14 protein-coding genes are annotated in these 16243 nt (G+C 27.0%); 12 read left to right on the top strand and 2 right to left on the bottom strand.

From position 1 onward, the window contains the following. The first annotated feature begins 11 nt into the window (after positions 1-11). The 3 genes from HMPREF9629_RS08420 to HMPREF9629_RS08410 all read left to right on the top strand — a co-directional run bounded on the left by HMPREF9629_RS08420 (position 12) and on the right by HMPREF9629_RS08410 (position 3864). Positions 12-1130 carry a DegT/DnrJ/EryC1/StrS family aminotransferase gene (locus HMPREF9629_RS08420; protein WP_009525972.1) on the top strand — a complete coding sequence of 373 codons (1119 nt, stop codon included), beginning with the start codon at positions 12-14 and terminating at the stop codon, positions 1128-1130. A gap of 16 nt (positions 1131-1146) precedes the next feature. Then, positions 1147-2475, top strand: a complete 1329-nt coding sequence (locus HMPREF9629_RS08415; RefSeq protein WP_009525971.1) for a UDP-glucose dehydrogenase family protein — start codon at positions 1147-1149, stop codon at positions 2473-2475. A gap of 87 nt (positions 2476-2562) precedes the next feature. Further along, complete coding sequence (locus HMPREF9629_RS08410; protein ID WP_009525970.1) at positions 2563-3864, top strand: motility associated factor glycosyltransferase family protein; 1302 nt, start codon at positions 2563-2565, stop codon at positions 3862-3864. Between the two features lie 395 nt (positions 3865-4259). On the opposite strand, the gene fliB is transcribed toward HMPREF9629_RS08410, so the two are convergent. Then, positions 4260-5507: a flagellin lysine-N-methylase gene (gene fliB, locus HMPREF9629_RS08405; RefSeq protein ID WP_009525969.1), complete on the bottom strand. Its 1248-nt coding sequence runs from the start codon at positions 5505-5507 to the stop codon at positions 4260-4262. Positions 5508-5855: 348 nt separating this feature from the next. Between fliB and rfbF the strand changes: the two genes are divergently transcribed. From rfbF to HMPREF9629_RS08365, 9 genes are all read left to right on the top strand, one after another. Further along, a complete protein-coding gene (gene rfbF / locus HMPREF9629_RS08400; protein WP_009525968.1) occupies positions 5856-6629 on the top strand; it encodes a glucose-1-phosphate cytidylyltransferase in 774 nt (257 codons plus the stop codon). 36 nt (positions 6630-6665) lie between these two features. Beyond that, a complete protein-coding gene (rfbG, locus tag HMPREF9629_RS08395) occupies positions 6666-7733 on the top strand; it encodes a CDP-glucose 4,6-dehydratase (RefSeq protein ID WP_009525967.1) in 1068 nt (355 codons plus the stop codon). 300 nt (positions 7734-8033) lie between these two features. Further along, the gene (locus tag HMPREF9629_RS08390; RefSeq protein ID WP_009525966.1) at positions 8034-9767 is read left to right on the top strand and encodes a thiamine pyrophosphate-binding protein; all 1734 of its coding nucleotides are present in this window, start codon (positions 8034-8036) and stop codon (positions 9765-9767) included. Positions 9768-9785: 18 nt separating this feature from the next. Continuing rightward, complete coding sequence (locus HMPREF9629_RS08385) at positions 9786-10427, top strand: NAD-dependent epimerase/dehydratase family protein (protein ID WP_009525965.1); 642 nt, start codon at positions 9786-9788, stop codon at positions 10425-10427. Between the two features lie 88 nt (positions 10428-10515). Then, the gene (locus HMPREF9629_RS11565; protein ID WP_009525964.1) at positions 10516-10716 is read left to right on the top strand and encodes an NAD-dependent epimerase/dehydratase family protein; all 201 of its coding nucleotides are present in this window, start codon (positions 10516-10518) and stop codon (positions 10714-10716) included. Position 10717: 1 nt separating this feature from the next. Beyond that, positions 10718-12031, top strand: a complete 1314-nt coding sequence (rfbH, locus tag HMPREF9629_RS08380) for a lipopolysaccharide biosynthesis protein RfbH (RefSeq protein ID WP_009525963.1) — start codon at positions 10718-10720, stop codon at positions 12029-12031. A 34-nt stretch (positions 12032-12065) separates the two neighbouring features. Further along, positions 12066-13928, top strand: a complete 1863-nt coding sequence (locus HMPREF9629_RS08375; protein WP_009525962.1) for a glycosyltransferase family 2 protein — start codon at positions 12066-12068, stop codon at positions 13926-13928. 147 nt (positions 13929-14075) lie between these two features. Next, the gene (relB, locus tag HMPREF9629_RS08370; RefSeq protein WP_009525961.1) at positions 14076-14303 is read left to right on the top strand and encodes a type II toxin-antitoxin system RelB family antitoxin; all 228 of its coding nucleotides are present in this window, start codon (positions 14076-14078) and stop codon (positions 14301-14303) included. Beyond that, positions 14290-14562 carry a type II toxin-antitoxin system RelE family toxin gene (locus HMPREF9629_RS08365; RefSeq protein WP_242822036.1) on the top strand — a complete coding sequence of 91 codons (273 nt, stop codon included), beginning with the start codon at positions 14290-14292 and terminating at the stop codon, positions 14560-14562. The genes relB and HMPREF9629_RS08365 overlap by 14 nt, the downstream gene beginning before the upstream one ends. A gap of 450 nt (positions 14563-15012) precedes the next feature. Here HMPREF9629_RS08365 and HMPREF9629_RS08360 read toward each other — a convergent pair whose 3' ends face one another. Continuing rightward, positions 15013-16074, bottom strand: coding sequence for a GGDEF domain-containing protein (locus HMPREF9629_RS08360; RefSeq protein ID WP_009525959.1), 1062 nt, complete (start codon positions 16072-16074; stop codon positions 15013-15015). Positions 16075-16243 lie beyond the last annotated feature (169 nt).

Genomic DNA, 16243 nt, shown 5'->3' with positions numbered 1-16243 from the left:
GGGGGTAAAATATGAGAAAAATTCCGCTTTGTATTCCTGAAATTGATGAAAGAGAAATAGAGACGGTTTCTGATGTCATAAGATCTGGTTGGCTTGCACACGGTGAGATGAATAAAAAACTTGAAGAAAATTTTGCAAAGTATATGGGTGTGAAACACGCTATAAGTATGAATTCTTGTGCGTCTTGTTTACATCTTGCTGTTGAGGCGCAAGGTATTAAAGGCGAAGTTATATTGCCGAGCTTTACATTTGTAGCGTCGGCCAATGCGGTGGTAAAAGCCGGAGCTGTACCTGTATTTGCAGATATAGAAGATGATACTTATACAATTGACCCTAAAGAAATTGAAAAACTTATAACTGATAGAACCGAAGCTATAATGCCGGTACATTTTGCAGGACAGTGTGCAGATATGGACAGCATTATGAGAATTGCAAATAAATATAATCTGAAAGTTATTGAAGATTCGGCAGAAGATATAGGTGGAGAGTATAACGGTAAAAAAGCAGGGACATTTGGTGTTGGTTGTTATTCACTGTTTGCAACAAAAAATATGACAACAGGAGAGGGCGGTTTGCTCACTACCGATGATGATGAAATTGCTGAAAAAGTTAGAACATTGCTTGGACATGGTATAAGAAAAACAACTTATGACAGAGAAAGTATGAAAAAAGCGTGGTACAGAAGTGCAGATATGGCGGGATATAATTTCAGACTGAGCAATGTCCTTGCAGCTATGGGTACGGTTCAATTGGATAAATTGGATGATATGAATAGAAAAAGACAGGAAGTTGCAGGTATATATAACAATTTGTTGAAAGACAATAAAAAAATAAAAATACCTTTTGTAAGAGAAAACTCATGTCATGTTTATCAAATGTATACTATTTTACTTGATGAGTCAATAGATAGAGATGAATTTGTTACAAAGTTGAATGAAAACGGGATAGGTGCGTCCGTCCATTTCGCTCCGTCCGTACATGAAATGCCTGTATATAAGGACAGTAGGCGTGGAAGTATGGCTGTAACTGAGAGAGTTAACAAGCATATTGTTACACTGCCGATTTATCCGAGAATGGCAAAAGAAGATGTAGAGTATGTTGTAGATAATATAGAAAAATTTACTAAATAGCGAGGTAAAATTATAGATGAATAAAATTACAGTTATTGGGACCGGATATGTCGGTTTGGTAACAGGAGCGTGTTTATCTGATTTTGGAAATGAAGTCATTTGTATGGACAGCGACAGTGAAAAAATAAAAAGGCTTATAGCAGGAGAAATACCTATTTACGAGCCTAATTTGAAGCAGATAGTTGAGAGAAATTTATACTACAAAAGATTAAATTTTACAACAGATTTGGAATATGCTGTAAAAAACAGTACGGTTATATTTATCGCAGTGGGTACACCGAGATTTGATGACGGCAGTGCAAATATGTCTTATTATGATAAATCTATCGATGATGTAATACAATATATAGACGATTACAAGGTTATAATAAATAAAAGTACGGTACCTGTAGGTACGGGAAGTAGAGTGAAGAAAAAAATCTCTGAAAAATTAGCGGAAAAAGGACTTGATGTAGTCGTTGATGTGGTATCCAATCCTGAATTTTTAAGAGAGGGAAGTGCAGTTCATGATTTTACTCATCAAGATAGAGTCGTTATAGGTAGTGACAGTGAGAAAGCGATTGATATCGTAAAAAATATATACAGGGTTTTATATTTGAACGAAACACCTTTTATTGTTACAAATTTTGAAACCGCAGAAATGATAAAATATGCTACAAATGCTTTTTTATCTATGAAAATTACATTCATTAATCAAATGGCTAATTTATGTGATGAAATAGGGGCAAATGTACAGGTTATAGCTAAAGCGCTCGGTAAAGACGGAAGAATAAGCCCTAAGTTTTTACATGCCGGTGCCGGCTATGGAGGTAGCTGTTTTCCAAAAGATACAAGAGCATTATTGAGCATTGCAAAAGAAAACAAAGTAGATTTATCACTTATTGAATCCACTATAACGGCAAATGATAATCAAAAAAGATATATGGTTGAAAAAATAAAAAAAGAATATGAGAGTTTGGAAAATCTTAAATTTTGCGTACTTGGGTTATCATTCAAGCCTGAAACTGATGATATAAGAGAAGCCGCATCTATTGAAATAATAAAATATTTGATAGAATTAAATGCAAGTGTAAATGTAAGTGACCCTGTTGCCATGAATAATGCAAGAGATTATTTTAACGACTCAAAGTACGAGGAGAACATAAGCTATTTCAATGATGAATACGAGGCTATGAAAGATTGTGACGGACTTGTAATAGTAACTGAATGGAACAATTATCGTGTATTCGATTTTAATAGAATAAAAAATCTTTTGAAGAGAAATATATTATTCGATTTTAGAAATATGTATCATAGAGATGACATAATGAATATGGGATTTGAATATGTGGGAGTGGGACAATAAAAGTTATGTAGCTTAGTAAAGCGGAAAGCAAATATATGAAATCTTTTCTTTCTTTTGATAATATTAAAACGGATTGGATTTTAGATTATGATAAAACAACTTTTTGATAAAAAAGGGAAAATAACTGCTCAAATAGATGTAATACAGCTTGACAGTAGTATAAAAAAATATTATATATCAAGCAGATATGATGTAGAAAAAGAGGCAAATGATTTCGTCTTAAACTACAAATGTTCGTTAAAAAAAATAAATATATTATACGGTCTCGGGCTTGGTTATCATATAAATTCGTTGTCACATATACTTGATAAAAATCAAAAATTATTTGTTTTTGAAAATCGTAAAGATATATATGAATTTGGAAAACTGCACTCATTATATGATGATTGGAAAGATAATATAATATTGAAAGTTGACGAAGATGAGAATATAATAATAAGTTCAATTAAAAAAATTATAGATAAGTATGATGAAAATGATATTTATTTTTTTAAAAACAATGCCTGTATAAATGCAATTCATAGTAGATATTCTCCTAAGCTTAAGTATATGATGGAAAATATTAAAATTTTTGAAAGTAAAAATAAAGAAGAAATAAATTCATTAATAGATTATAACATTTCAGAAAATATAAAGTTGAATGATAAAAATGCAAGTATATTTTTTAATAAGTTTAAAAATATACCGGCGTTTTTATTATCATCAGGCACATCGTTAAAATATTCTATGGATTTATTAAAAAATATAAAAAATAAAGCTTTGATAATGACAGTAGCGAGGAATATGAAAACCTTGGATGATAATAATATTAAATATGATATGAGTTGCACATTGGATTCTAAAATAGAAACGTTGAAACATATACAAAATGTAAATACTGAAAAAATACCTTTATTTTATTTGAGCAGTGCTAACAGTAAAATGATATCAGAATACAAGGGAAATAGATTTATATCGTTTAACGATGATAATAAATATTTTGACAGTAAATTTAATATAGATACAGGCGGTTCGGTTGCTACATTAGGTTTAAGTTTGCTCTTAAAATTCGGGTGTAATCCTATAATTTTTGCAGGTCAGGATTTTGCATATGTAGACAATTCTACACATATAGATAAAAATGATGGAAGTATTAAGACAAATTTTCAAGTTATGTCGAATTTAGGTGAGATTCTCTATACAACCGCTAATTTACTCAGTTTTAAATATTGGTTTGAAAAAACTATAAGAAATAATAAAAATGTTAATTTTTATAATCTGTCAAGAGGTGCCGTAATCGAAGGAACGAAGTATACAGATGAGAAAAAAATATATAATATTTTAAAAAATGAATATGAAATAGATGATGTTATAAATTATGTAATATCAAAAAATATTTGTAAAATATAATAGGGGAATATAATTATGTATCCCTTATTATATTTTACAAATCATCGAACAGATTTTTTAATAACAGATAATAAAATTATACTGAAAGTTAACAGAATAATTGATATTATTATTTTCATAGTAAACGATATTATTTATTTCCTTTTGAAAAATATATGGAATATACAATAATAAGTTTATTTTAACTGAAGAAAAATTTTTAATGTCATTTGCTATAAATATTTAAAGTAATACTAAAATCTTATAGAATAATGGAAAATCATAACAATTAATTTTTCTGGTAGACTATGTATATTAATTTTATATAATTATACAAGTTATCCATAATTTTATTAGAAAATAGTATAAAAATGCAATAAAAAACCAAATATCTGTTAATTAAAAGAATATCTGTATTAATTATTTATTAAAGTGTATATGCCTCCTAAGGTATCAAGTTCCCAGTTTTCTATATTTTCAATTAAATAATGATAATAATGGCTGTTATGTGTCAAGCTTCTTGAAACAGAGCACACTATGCTGAAAAAATCATCTTCTTTTATGCTATCATTATCTTTTGCTATTCCAAGCATTAGTGATTTTATTATAAAGTAATCTCCACATAACACTATTAGAGATTTCCACATATCATCAGGATATGTGAAAGGCATTAAATCTAAAAAATATTTATTTACAAGATAATTTTCAATCATCATGCTACCTGTATCGGAGTCAAAAAAAGGTCTTATCTTATTTTTTATAATAAAATTATATTCATTTAATAATTTATCGGCGTCTTCTCTTTTTTTAAAAAACTCTATTGTAGAATTTATAAAAATAGAGATTGCTGAATCTTTGTTTTTAAGAGAAATGTTTTCTAAACCAAGTATTATTTCTTTGCATAATAATGCTTGTTGAAATTTATTTTCAGATAAACTGTCTAAAAGGGAGTTATCATTTAAATGTTCTACTGTATTTACAAATTTTATTATTTCATCATCTATCAGTTGATAGTTTTTTTGTTTTATAAGAGCATTTACTTTTTTGTAAAGTATACCAAGAAAAGTAAGCCTTGACACTATATCAATATTTCTATTCTGTAATATTGTAATTGAAGCTATCCTTATATTCCAAAAATATTTGTGAGCATTTTTACTTAAAAATCTGCCTTTTGTATATATTCTTTTTTTATAATCCATATATTTTTGATAATTAAGTTCTATATGTTCAAAACATATTCCATTAGGAGAATATAGTATTTTTCTTGCTGCTTCAGGGCACGATGGAACAAGAGATATTTCTAATTCATCATCTACAAAGCTAAACTCTCTTGGATATGTTTTGCAAGTGTCACACATATAATCTTCTCCAAGGTTTGTGTATATATTACATAGTAAATCTTCATTTAAAAACGGACAGTATTTTTCATTATTGTTATCAAGATTTATAATTGCATAATCTTCATCAGATATAGATTTTTTATTTTTTATTACTTTATTATCTTTAAGAGGATGAAAATCATTGTTTTTTAATCTTTTGTATTTCTTATATGTTTCTTTATCTACAGTTATCTTCCAATTTTTACAACAGGTTTCTTCGCAAGTGGAACCTATACAGGTAAAATCTTTTAAATACTCAGGTACTAATGCCTTTAATTTACTCATTTCTTATCACCCTATATTATTATATATCATTTTTCTTGATTTATCTATGTGTTTAGAAATTTTTTATAAGAAAAAATATTTTATAGAATATTAACTAATATTATAATAAAAACTTATATATCTTATAAAATAATGAAAAGTAGTCATAAAAAATATGTAATTATAGAAAGTAAAAATTGTATGACATTTTAAATGGAAAATAGTCTTAATTTATTTTTTTCGATTATCCCAAAAATCAAAAAATATGTTAAAATAATATAAAAGTAAAAAACTAATTTTATATTTTTTTTAAATTTGTGTATTATAGAAATATTTTTCTATAACTATTATTTTAGGAGTATAGGAAAAATGAAAGTAGTAATACTTGCAGGAGGATTTGGAACAAGGATAAGCGAAGAATCACACTTAAGACCGAAACCGATGATAGAAATAGACGGTATGCCGATATTATGGCATATAATGAAATCGTATTCGTATTATGGATACAATGATTTTATTATATGTTGTGGATATAAAGGATATGTAATTAAAGAATATTTTGCAGAATATTACTTGCATAATTCAGACGTTACATTTGATTTTACCAACAATAATAAGATGACAATACACAACAATGTCGCAGAGCCATGGAAAGTAACGCTTGTAGATACGGGATTAAACACTATGACAGGTGGAAGAGTAAAAAGAATACAAAAATATATAGAAAACGAAACGTTTATGCTTACATATGGAGATGGAGTTTGCGATATAAATCTAAACAAGCTTGAAGAATTTCATAAACTACATAAAAAAACAGCTACAATAACAGCCATACAGCCGGGAGGAAAGTTTGGAGCTTTGGATATAAATGACAAAGGACAAATAGAGAGTTTTGTAGAAAAAAGAAAAGAAGATGGAGGTTGGATTAACGGAGGATATATGGTATTAAATCCGGAAATATTTGACCTCATAGAAAGTGAGGATACAATTTTAGAAAAATATCCATTGGAAGAGTTGTCGAGGAGAAAAGAGTTAATAGCATATAAATATGACGGCTTTTGGCAATGTATGGATACATTAAGAGATAAAATTTACCTTGAAGAATTACTTACAAAAAATCAGGCACCTTGGAAAGTATGGTAATAAAAAATATTTTTGGCAAGAAAAGAGAGATATATTTTGGATAAACTAAAAGAATTTTATAAAAATAAGAAAATATTTATAACCGGACATACAGGATTTAAAGGAGCATGGATTTGTAATGTTTTGTTGAATTTTAAATCGGATATATGCGGATATGCCCTAAAGTCAGAAGATATGTCACTATATAACATATTAAAATTGGATGAAAAAATAAAAAGTATAATAGGAGATATAAGAGATTTAGAAAAATTAAAAAAAGTTATAACAGCATATAATCCTGATATAGTAATTCATATGGCCGCACAACCCATTGTAATAGAATCATATAACAATCCTGTATACACATATGAAACGAATGTAATTGGAACAGTAAATATATTGGAATCATTAAGATATTGTAATAGTGTAAAATCGTTTGTAAATGTAACAACAGATAAAGTATATGAAAATAAAGAGTGGGAATGGGGATATAGAGAAAATGAAAACTTATGCGGATACGATCCATACTCAAATTCCAAATCATGCAGTGAACTTGTTACATACAGCTATAAAAATTCGTTTTTTAAAGACGAAAGCTCTCCCGCAATATCGGCAGCAAGATCTGGCAATGTTATAGGAGGAGGAGATTTTTCTGCAAACAGAATAATACCGGATTGTATAAGAGCAGCATCCAAAAATGAAAATATATTGGTAAGAAACCCGAATTCAACAAGACCGTATCAACACGTGTTGGAATGTTTATACGGATATTTGCTGTTGGCAATGAAACAATATGAAGATAAAAAATATGAAGGAAACTATAACTTCGGACCTAATGAAGAAAATTGCATAACAACAGGGGAATTAACAGATATATTTTGTGAAATTTGGAATAAGGATGAAGATAAGAAAATAACTTGGTATACAGAGAATCAAAAGAGAGTTCATGAAGCAAATTTCTTAAAGTTAGATTGTTCAAAAGCAAAAAGCATATTAAATTGGAAACCGAACTGGAATATACAAAAGAGTATTGAAGAAACAGTTAAATGGAACAGAGCCTATATAGAAAAGCAAGATATGAATATTATTACAGATAATCAAATATCAGAATATTTTAAAATATGAAAAAGATAATAAAAAATAAAATTGATTTATAAAAGTGTTCATTATATAGATTTTTACAATTTACTTGGTTATAAAATATAATTATATATTTGATAAAGTATGTAGATATGTTGACAATGTCAAAAAATATAGCATAAATAAATTATTAGGATTTTATACTAAAACTAAATAGAACTATGGAAAATATAGTATTGTGTAAATTTAATAAAAATATAACACTATTTATAGCTTTTTCGTATAAATTATCTATTATTCTATTAGGGATTAGTATATTAATTGAATAAACAGGAAGTGTTTAAGGTGAAAATAAGTGATTTTATTGTAAATTTCTTTATAGATAAAGGAATAATAGATGTATTTGGATATCCGGGCGGAATGGTAACTCATTTGATGGATTCTTTTGAAAAATATAATAAGTATATAAAAGTGCATGTTAATTATCATGAACAAGCTTCAGCTTTTTCAGCCTGTGGGTATGCACAGTGTTCTCTTAAACCTGGATTAGCATTTGCTACAAGTGGACCTGGAGCCACTAATCTTATAACAGGAATATGTAATGCATATTTTGATTCAATACCATGTGTTTTTATTACAGGTCAGGTAAATACATATGAAAGCAAAGGAGATTCACTTGTCAGGCAAAAAGGATTTCAAGAAACAGATATAGTTTCAATGGTAAAAAATGTAACCAAGGATTCTATTTATATAAACTCATCAAAAGAATTACCGGAGATATTATATAATTTATATTGTCTATCAATAAGTGGAAGACCGGGGCCGGTTTTAATTGATATTCCTATGAATATACAAAGAGAAGAAATTGAAGATGAAATAGCTTATTTTTATATAAAAAAAGAAGTGAAAAAATTAAATACTAAAAATATTGATGATTTTCAAATAGAGTATATAACAAAGTCTTTGAAAAATTCAAATAGGCCTTGTATAATTGTGGGAGCAGGAATAAGACAATCAGGACAAATAGAAAAATTTAGAGAAATTGTGAATAAGTTTAAAATTCCTGTGATTACAAGTATGGTATCAATTGATGTTTTAGAAAGAGATAATCCGTATAATTATGGATTTATTGGAAGTTATGGAAATAGAGTTGCTAATTTTATAACATCAAAATCAGATTTAATAATCTCTATCGGTACAAGATTAGATTGTAGACAAACAGGGAATAATCTATTATTTTTTGCACCTAATGCAAAGCTTATTAGGATAGATATAGATTCAGATGAAATGACAAATAAAATTAAGAAGAATGAAGTTCAATATAATATAGACTTGAAAGATTTTTTAAGTTATATGAAGTATATGTCATTTGAAGGATGTCATGAAAAATTTTTAAAATGGAACGAAATATGCCTTCAAATAAGTAAATATTTAAAGTCTATGGATGAATTACTTCCTAATAACATAATAAAAAGACTTTCTGATTTGTTTCCTAATGAGTGTGTAATAACAACTGATGTAGGACAAAATCAAGTTTGGGTAGCTCAAAGTATAAATAATAAGTCTACTCAAAAAGTTTTATTTTCAGGTGGACACGGTTCAATGGGATACTCTTTACCGGCGGCTATAGGAGCTTACTATGCAGTTAAATTACCTATCATATGCATTGTAGGTGATGGTGGAATACAAATGAACATTCAGGAGTTGGAATTCATTAGAAGAGAGAAATTACCGATTAAAATAATATTGATAAATAATCATTCACTTGGAATGATAAGGCATTTTCAAGAGATGTATTTTAATTCTATTTTTGCTCAAACAATTGAAGAAAAAGGCTATTCAACTCCCAATTTTTCAAAAATTGCTTTAGCCTATGATCTAAATTACTATAACATAAATAATTTAGATGATATAAATGACAACATAAAAGAAATTTTATGCAATGATATACCACAATTTATAGAAATAGGAATAAAACAAAAAACATATGTATATCCTAAATTAGCGATAAATAAACCAATAGAAGATCAAGAACCTTTAATGGATAGAGATTTATTTGAAACAATTAAAAAATTATAAAGTTAAGGAATTTAGTAATTGAAAAATATAGTTATAACAGGTGCGACAAGTTTTATTGGAATTCACTTGATAAGAGAGCTTACAAAAGATAACAATAACAAATTGCATATAATAGTTAGAGAAAATAATAAAAAAAAGGAAAAGTTAAAAAAGATAGAAAAAGAGAAAAATATAGATGTTTATAAAATAGATATGGATGAGTACTTTAAAATAAAAGAATATATAAATTTTAAACCGGATATTTTAATACACTTATCATGGAATGGAATAAGAAAACCGCAAAGAGATGATGAAATATTGCAAGAAAATAATTATTTGAACAGTATAGATTTGTTTGAAAATATGGTGGAATTAGGATGTAAAAAAATAATAAATATAGGTTCTCAAGCGGAATATGGAATAAGTGACAAAACAATATCAGAAGATGATGAGACATCCCCTAATACTTGGTATGGAATATATAAATTAAAATTGTGTAATGAAATGTTCAACAGATTTAAAGAAAAAGATTTGAATTTGTATCATATAAGGGTATTTAGCATATATGGTATAGGTGACGATGATAATACTTTGATAATGAGCAGTATAAAAAAATTAAAACAAAATATGGATTTAGAACTTACGGAGTCAAGTCAAAATTGGAATTTTTTTAAATGTTAATGATTTAGTAAAAGCCATAGAAATCTTTGTAAAAAAAGACGATATAAAAACAGGAATATATAATATAGCAAGCAAAGAAACAAAACAATTGAAAGAATATATTGAAGAACTTAAAGATATAATGGGTTCAAAAAGTAAGTTATTGTTTGGGAAAATATCATATCCTAAAGAAGGCAAAGTAAGTATAAATCCTGATATCACTAAAATACAAAGCAATACTCAATGGAGAGAGGAAATTACTTTTGAACAAGGAATAAAAGAAATAATAAATTTATACGAGGAAAAATAGAATGGATAAACTAAGGCAAGAAATACTTGAAAAAGTAAAAGAGTATTATAATAAATACCATAAAGAAAAAAACAACTCTTTCACAGCAGGTAAAGATATGGTTACGTTTGCAGGAAGAGTGTATGATGAAGAAGAAATGGTAAATCTTGTTGATTCATCACTTGATTTTTGGCTAACAACAGGCAGATATGCTGGGGAATTTGAAATAGAGTTTGCTAAATATATGCAAAAAAAATATTGCTTACTTACAACATCGGGTTCATCAGCAAATTTACTGGCACTTACTGCACTTACGTCTCCAATTTTAGGAGAAAGAAGATTGAAAAAAGGAGATGAAGTAATAACAGTAGCTGCAGGATTTCCTACAACAGTCAATCCGATAATACAAAATGGATTGATTCCGGTATTTGTAGATGTGGAGATAGGAACGTATAATATAAAGGTAGAAGAATTGGAAAAAGCACTATCTGATAAGACGAGAGCAATAATGATTGCACATACACTTGGAAATCCATTTAACTTAGAAGTTGTTATGACTTTTTCTAAGAAAAATAAACTATTTGTAATAGAAGATTGTTGTGATGCAGTCGGATCGCTATATAACGGGAAAATGGTAGGAACATTTGGGGATATAGCAACGGTCAGTTTTTATCCTGCTCATCATATAACCATGGGAGAAGGAGGAGCTGTACTTACTGATAATCCATATTTAGAAAGAGCCATAAAATCATTCAGAGATTGGGGAAGAGATTGTTATTGTGAACCGGGTTCAAATGATACATGTAAAAGGAGATTTATCGGTCAATATGGAACATTACCAAAAGGATATGACCATAAGTATGTCTATTCACATATAGGATATAATCTAAAAATAACAGATATGCAGGCAGCAATAGGGCTTGCACAGCTAAAAAAACTTTCTGGTTTTGTGAATAAGAGAAAAGAGAATTTTAAAAAACTTTATGATGGATTAAAAAAATATGAAGAATATTTGATATTACCATATGCTACTGAAAATTCAGAGCCTTCATGGTTTGCGTTTCCGATAACGGTAAAGGCAAATAATAAATTTACTAAAAATGATATAGTTGCTTATTTAGAAGAAAATAAGATACTTACGAGACAGTTGTTTGCGGGTAATATTACACGTCAACCGGCATATGAAGAAATAGAGTATAGAATTGTAGGAGAACTTTCAAATACAGATTATATAATGAACAATACGTTTTTTATAGGGGTATATCCCGGTATAGATAATGTTAAAATGGAATACATCATAGAAGTATTTACTAAATTTTTTGAGATTTATTGTTAATAATCATAAATTGTTTTTGGAGAATTAAAATAATATGGAAAAAGAAAATTTAAAAAGTAAATTGATAGATTTATTTTATAAATCATTTGAAACCATGAGTTATAAAACATCTCTTAAAGCTTTAAATAATTATAGCAAGATAGATAGCTTGCCTGAGGAAATAATAGATTTTGTATTTGGAGCATTTATAGAGCCTAACTTAAAAGAAATAAAAAATAATATATATAAGAACAGTTCATTAATAGATACATCTATTGATATGGGAAATATAACTTATTATATATTACCAACAGAAGAGAATAATACATATTTTATACTTGATAAAAAATGTAAAAAAATAATAAAAATCAATAATGAAATAGATGTTATAGACAACAGTTTACAAAAGTTTTCGGATTATTCTGTAATAATAGAAAAAGATATTGATATTTTAAATCCGTTTTTTTTAGCAAATGACCTAAAATCGATAAATAGAAATTTATATGTTGTTATAAATAAAGAAATAGAGGCATTTTTACAGATAAAAGAATATGATAAAGATGAATTGAATAATATCAAAATATTTAAAAATGTATTGGAATTTGAAGAACATTTCATAGAAAGTGAAGATTATTTTCCAAGAAACACTATAAAATACGATAATAATCCAATAAATAGATTGGAGGAGATAAGAGAGAGAATACACTTTTACAGAATTAATAAAAAATGCACTAAAAGACCTTTACTGTCAATAGGTATACCATCATCGGAAAGAGGAACATTTGCGCTCAGTAATATAATACACACTCTTAATGCACAATTTGACTATGAAATAGAAGTAATATTATCTGATAATGCGTCTACAACTTTACCTCAATACTATGATGTAATAAAAAATATACAAGATAGCAGATTGGTATATAATAGAAATGATATTAACTTAGGGTATCATGGTAATGTAAGAAAACTTATAGAATTAGGTAGAGCAAAATATATGCTTTTCAACTGTGATACAGATGTATTGTTACTTGATATGTTAGATGAGATTTTGGCTATAATAAGAGATATGAAAGTGGAGTATTCTCAGATTATAACCGATTCAAACAACATATGTTCGTCGGAAAATAATTATTTAGAATCGCCTTATGATGCAATACGAGATCTTTCTTTAAATTCCAATTATTTATTTAATAATATATTTAATTTGGATTTGATAAAAAAAACTAAGTTTATTGAGTATCTTGATGTTAATGCAGAACATAGTGAATTCATATTAAATTATTATCATATGGCAATAGATTTATTTTTGGAAACTTTTGGTAATATATATCTTCTTAATCATACTGTAATAAAGCAATATGATGGAGAAACTGCGTATTTAGCAGGTAAAAAATTTGTATATCTGAAAATAGATGAATTTGAAGATTTTGAAGATTTTACGTATAAATATAATTCTGAATTCAGAATAGACAATAGAGATGATAGAATACTTGCAAACGGCTATGTTATTGGTAATAAAATAGTTAATAATATACCAAGAGTATATAGTATAGCAGGCAGAACAGCACAACATATATCTTGTGCAAAACTATTAAAAGATATTTTATATGATAAAGATTTAATTTCTGAATATATACTTGCATATATTAGATTATATATTAAAACTCTATTTCTTATTGGTTTAAATGCAGGATATAATTATAAAGAAACAGACTTAAAAAATGAAGAAATAATAAACAAAATTGAAAAATCTATGGACTATATAAATAAAGAAAATGATAAATTTTATCAGCTATTACAAGACTATGAAAAAAAATCAGGTATTTCAGTAGAAATTGAAAAAATTAAGAATAATATTGAAAATGAATATGAAATGTTTATAAAAAATATGAATTCAAAATTTTTGCATGAAGAATAAAGAAAAAACAGATATGAAATCTTTATAAATTGTAAATATAAAAAATTGTATTACAAAACGAGCATATACTTTTTATATTATAACGGATATTGACATATAAATTATTATATAGTACAATGTACTATATAAAGAGAGGAGTCGATATATATGGCTTTTTCAATAAGATTAACAGTTGAAGAAAAAAAACTTGCAGAAAGCTATGCAAAACTACATGCAATATCTTTGGGAGAAGCATTCAAAAGAGCATTATTTGAGAAAATAGAAGACGAGTACGATATTACAGTTGCAAATGAAGCTTATAAGGAATATATGGATGGCGGATATAAGTCTACTCCTGTTGCCGATTTTTGGAGAGAGTTGGATGAAAATATATAGTGTTGAGTTGTCTGAACGTTTCAAAAAAGAGTTTAAGAAATTGGACAAATATACTCAAAAAATAATAAGAGCATGGATTGATAAGAATCTTGTGGAAACAGAAAATCCTCGAGCACATGGTAAAGACCTTACGGCGGATAGAAGCGGTCAGTGGAGATACAGAATAGGAGATTACCGTCTCATTTGTATAATAAACGATAATAAATTTGTTATTCTTGCTCTTACAGTCGGTCATAGAAAGGATATATATGATAACTGAAGCAAAAATGATGCAGAATAATATTTATATCTATGAACTTATATAAAAAATTTCAGATAAAACTTAATATTAAATACTATTCAGCATTTTTATTGTATGGATGTTTAATTATACTAAACACTAATTGAAATTATAATATATTAATATCCTTAAAATGTTATAGTTTTTCAAAACAATAAATTATATACAATTTATAATGTTATAATTTTTAATAGTGTTCAGTATTAGGTAATAGTATTAAACAGTTTTTTGCTGATAGGCGAGTTTATTTATAAAAAATCCTATAACTATGTAGAGTAAACTACTTAATTATAGGATTTTTTGATTTCGGTTTTATATTTCTGTATTATTATCATTTGATTGAACAATGATTATTTTATATATATTTATACATTAAGGATAATATATTCTTATAATTGTTGATGTTAATTTTTTATACATATATAAATATTATATTATTACTCTATTTTTTCCGCTGTTTTTACCTTCATACATTTTTTTATCTGCAAGTTTAATCATTTCTTTTACATTTGAAGACTCTTTGGAGCTTGCAGCACCTAATGTTATAGTTGTGTTTATTTTTTTGTTGTTTATAGTTATAGATGATTTTTCAACCGTTAATCTTATTCTCTCCAATATACCGTACACAATGTTGTCATTTAAGCCTTTTTCTTGACCTTTTGGAGTTTTGAATAACATTAAAAACTCTTCTCCGCCCCATCTGAATATCATATCAGAACTTTTTGTTTTTTTGTTCAATATATTCGATATCATAACAAGTAAGTCATCGCCTATGTCGTGACCGTATGTATCATTTATTTTTTTGAAATTATCAATATCTACAAAGGCTATGTAAAAATGCTCGTTGTCAGTAAAATTCGGTATATTATCATCTATATTACTAAGAACATCATCGGCTTTATGTCTATTATATAGTTGTGTAAGTCTGTCTGTATACATAATATTTTCCATTCTTTCAAATTTGTCTTGAAAAAATGCTTTCTCCATGTTTGCAGACCATTTTAGGACTTTTTCCGCAAATAAAATCATTCCGAAAAGACCAATTATATTCGTAAGAGAAAAATATACCGTTAAAAATGTCAAGTTTCTGTTAGAAAAATCAAGTTTTACATCAAAATACAATATAAAATATAATACACATTCAATTATTGCCAATATATAGAAAATTTTTCTATTTGGAAAAGGTACTGTTATTGCTAAAAAGCATAAAGCTATGAGCCAGTTTTGAAAACTGTACTCCCAGCCTAATATATATGTAATTACAGTACAAAGTACAGTACCTTCTATAAGTGATGAAAGTACAGCAATCCGCTGGTTTTTAAATATATAAAATATGTTTATCAGCAATATAATTGTACCAATAAAATCTAAATAAACTAATTCGTATTTACCTATACTAAGAAAAGCAAAGAAAAATGAAATATTTAATATAAAACCAAATAATATTAGTAAGAAATAAGTTGGTCTGTCTGAATTATTTTTATTAATCATACTTAAGTACCTCCCATATACATTTTAAAAATTAATACGTTATGAGTATTTAATATAGTATAATAATCATTTATATAGTATTATAAATTATTTTTAGCAAAATGTCCACTAAATTTGCAATATATTTGCAAAACATAAATATAATATAAAAAATCAGAAATGGCAGTAT

The sequence above is a fragment of the Peptoanaerobacter stomatis genome, assembly GCF_000238115.1.
Lineage (GTDB): Bacteria > Bacillota > Clostridia > Peptostreptococcales > Filifactoraceae > Peptoanaerobacter > Peptoanaerobacter stomatis.
The sequence above is the reverse complement of the archived record's forward strand: the minus strand, read 5'-3'. Positions and strand labels throughout refer to the sequence as shown.

Bases quoted from the DNA above. Each gene is read 5' to 3' on its own strand.
- rfbH (WP_009525963.1), top strand. From the start codon at position 10,718: ATGGATAAACTAAGGCAAGAAATACTTGAAAAAGTAAAAGAGTATTAT.
- HMPREF9629_RS08365 (WP_242822036.1), top strand. From the start codon at position 14,290: ATGAAAATATATAGTGTTGAGTTGTCTGAACGTTTCAAAAAAGAGTTT.
- relB (WP_009525961.1), top strand. From the start codon at position 14,076: ATGGCTTTTTCAATAAGATTAACAGTTGAAGAAAAAAAACTTGCAGAA.
- HMPREF9629_RS08375 (WP_009525962.1), top strand. From the start codon at position 12,066: ATGGAAAAAGAAAATTTAAAAAGTAAATTGATAGATTTATTTTATAAA.
- HMPREF9629_RS08410 (WP_009525970.1), top strand. From the start codon at position 2,563: ATGATAAAACAACTTTTTGATAAAAAAGGGAAAATAACTGCTCAAATA.
- rfbF (WP_009525968.1), top strand. From the start codon at position 5,856: ATGAAAGTAGTAATACTTGCAGGAGGATTTGGAACAAGGATAAGCGAA.
- HMPREF9629_RS08420 (WP_009525972.1), top strand. From the start codon at position 12: ATGAGAAAAATTCCGCTTTGTATTCCTGAAATTGATGAAAGAGAAATA.
- fliB (WP_009525969.1), bottom strand. From the start codon at position 5,507: ATGAGTAAATTAAAGGCATTAGTACCTGAGTATTTAAAAGATTTTACC.
- HMPREF9629_RS08360 (WP_009525959.1), bottom strand. From the start codon at position 16,074: ATGATTAATAAAAATAATTCAGACAGACCAACTTATTTCTTACTAATA.
- HMPREF9629_RS08415 (WP_009525971.1), top strand. From the start codon at position 1,147: ATGAATAAAATTACAGTTATTGGGACCGGATATGTCGGTTTGGTAACA.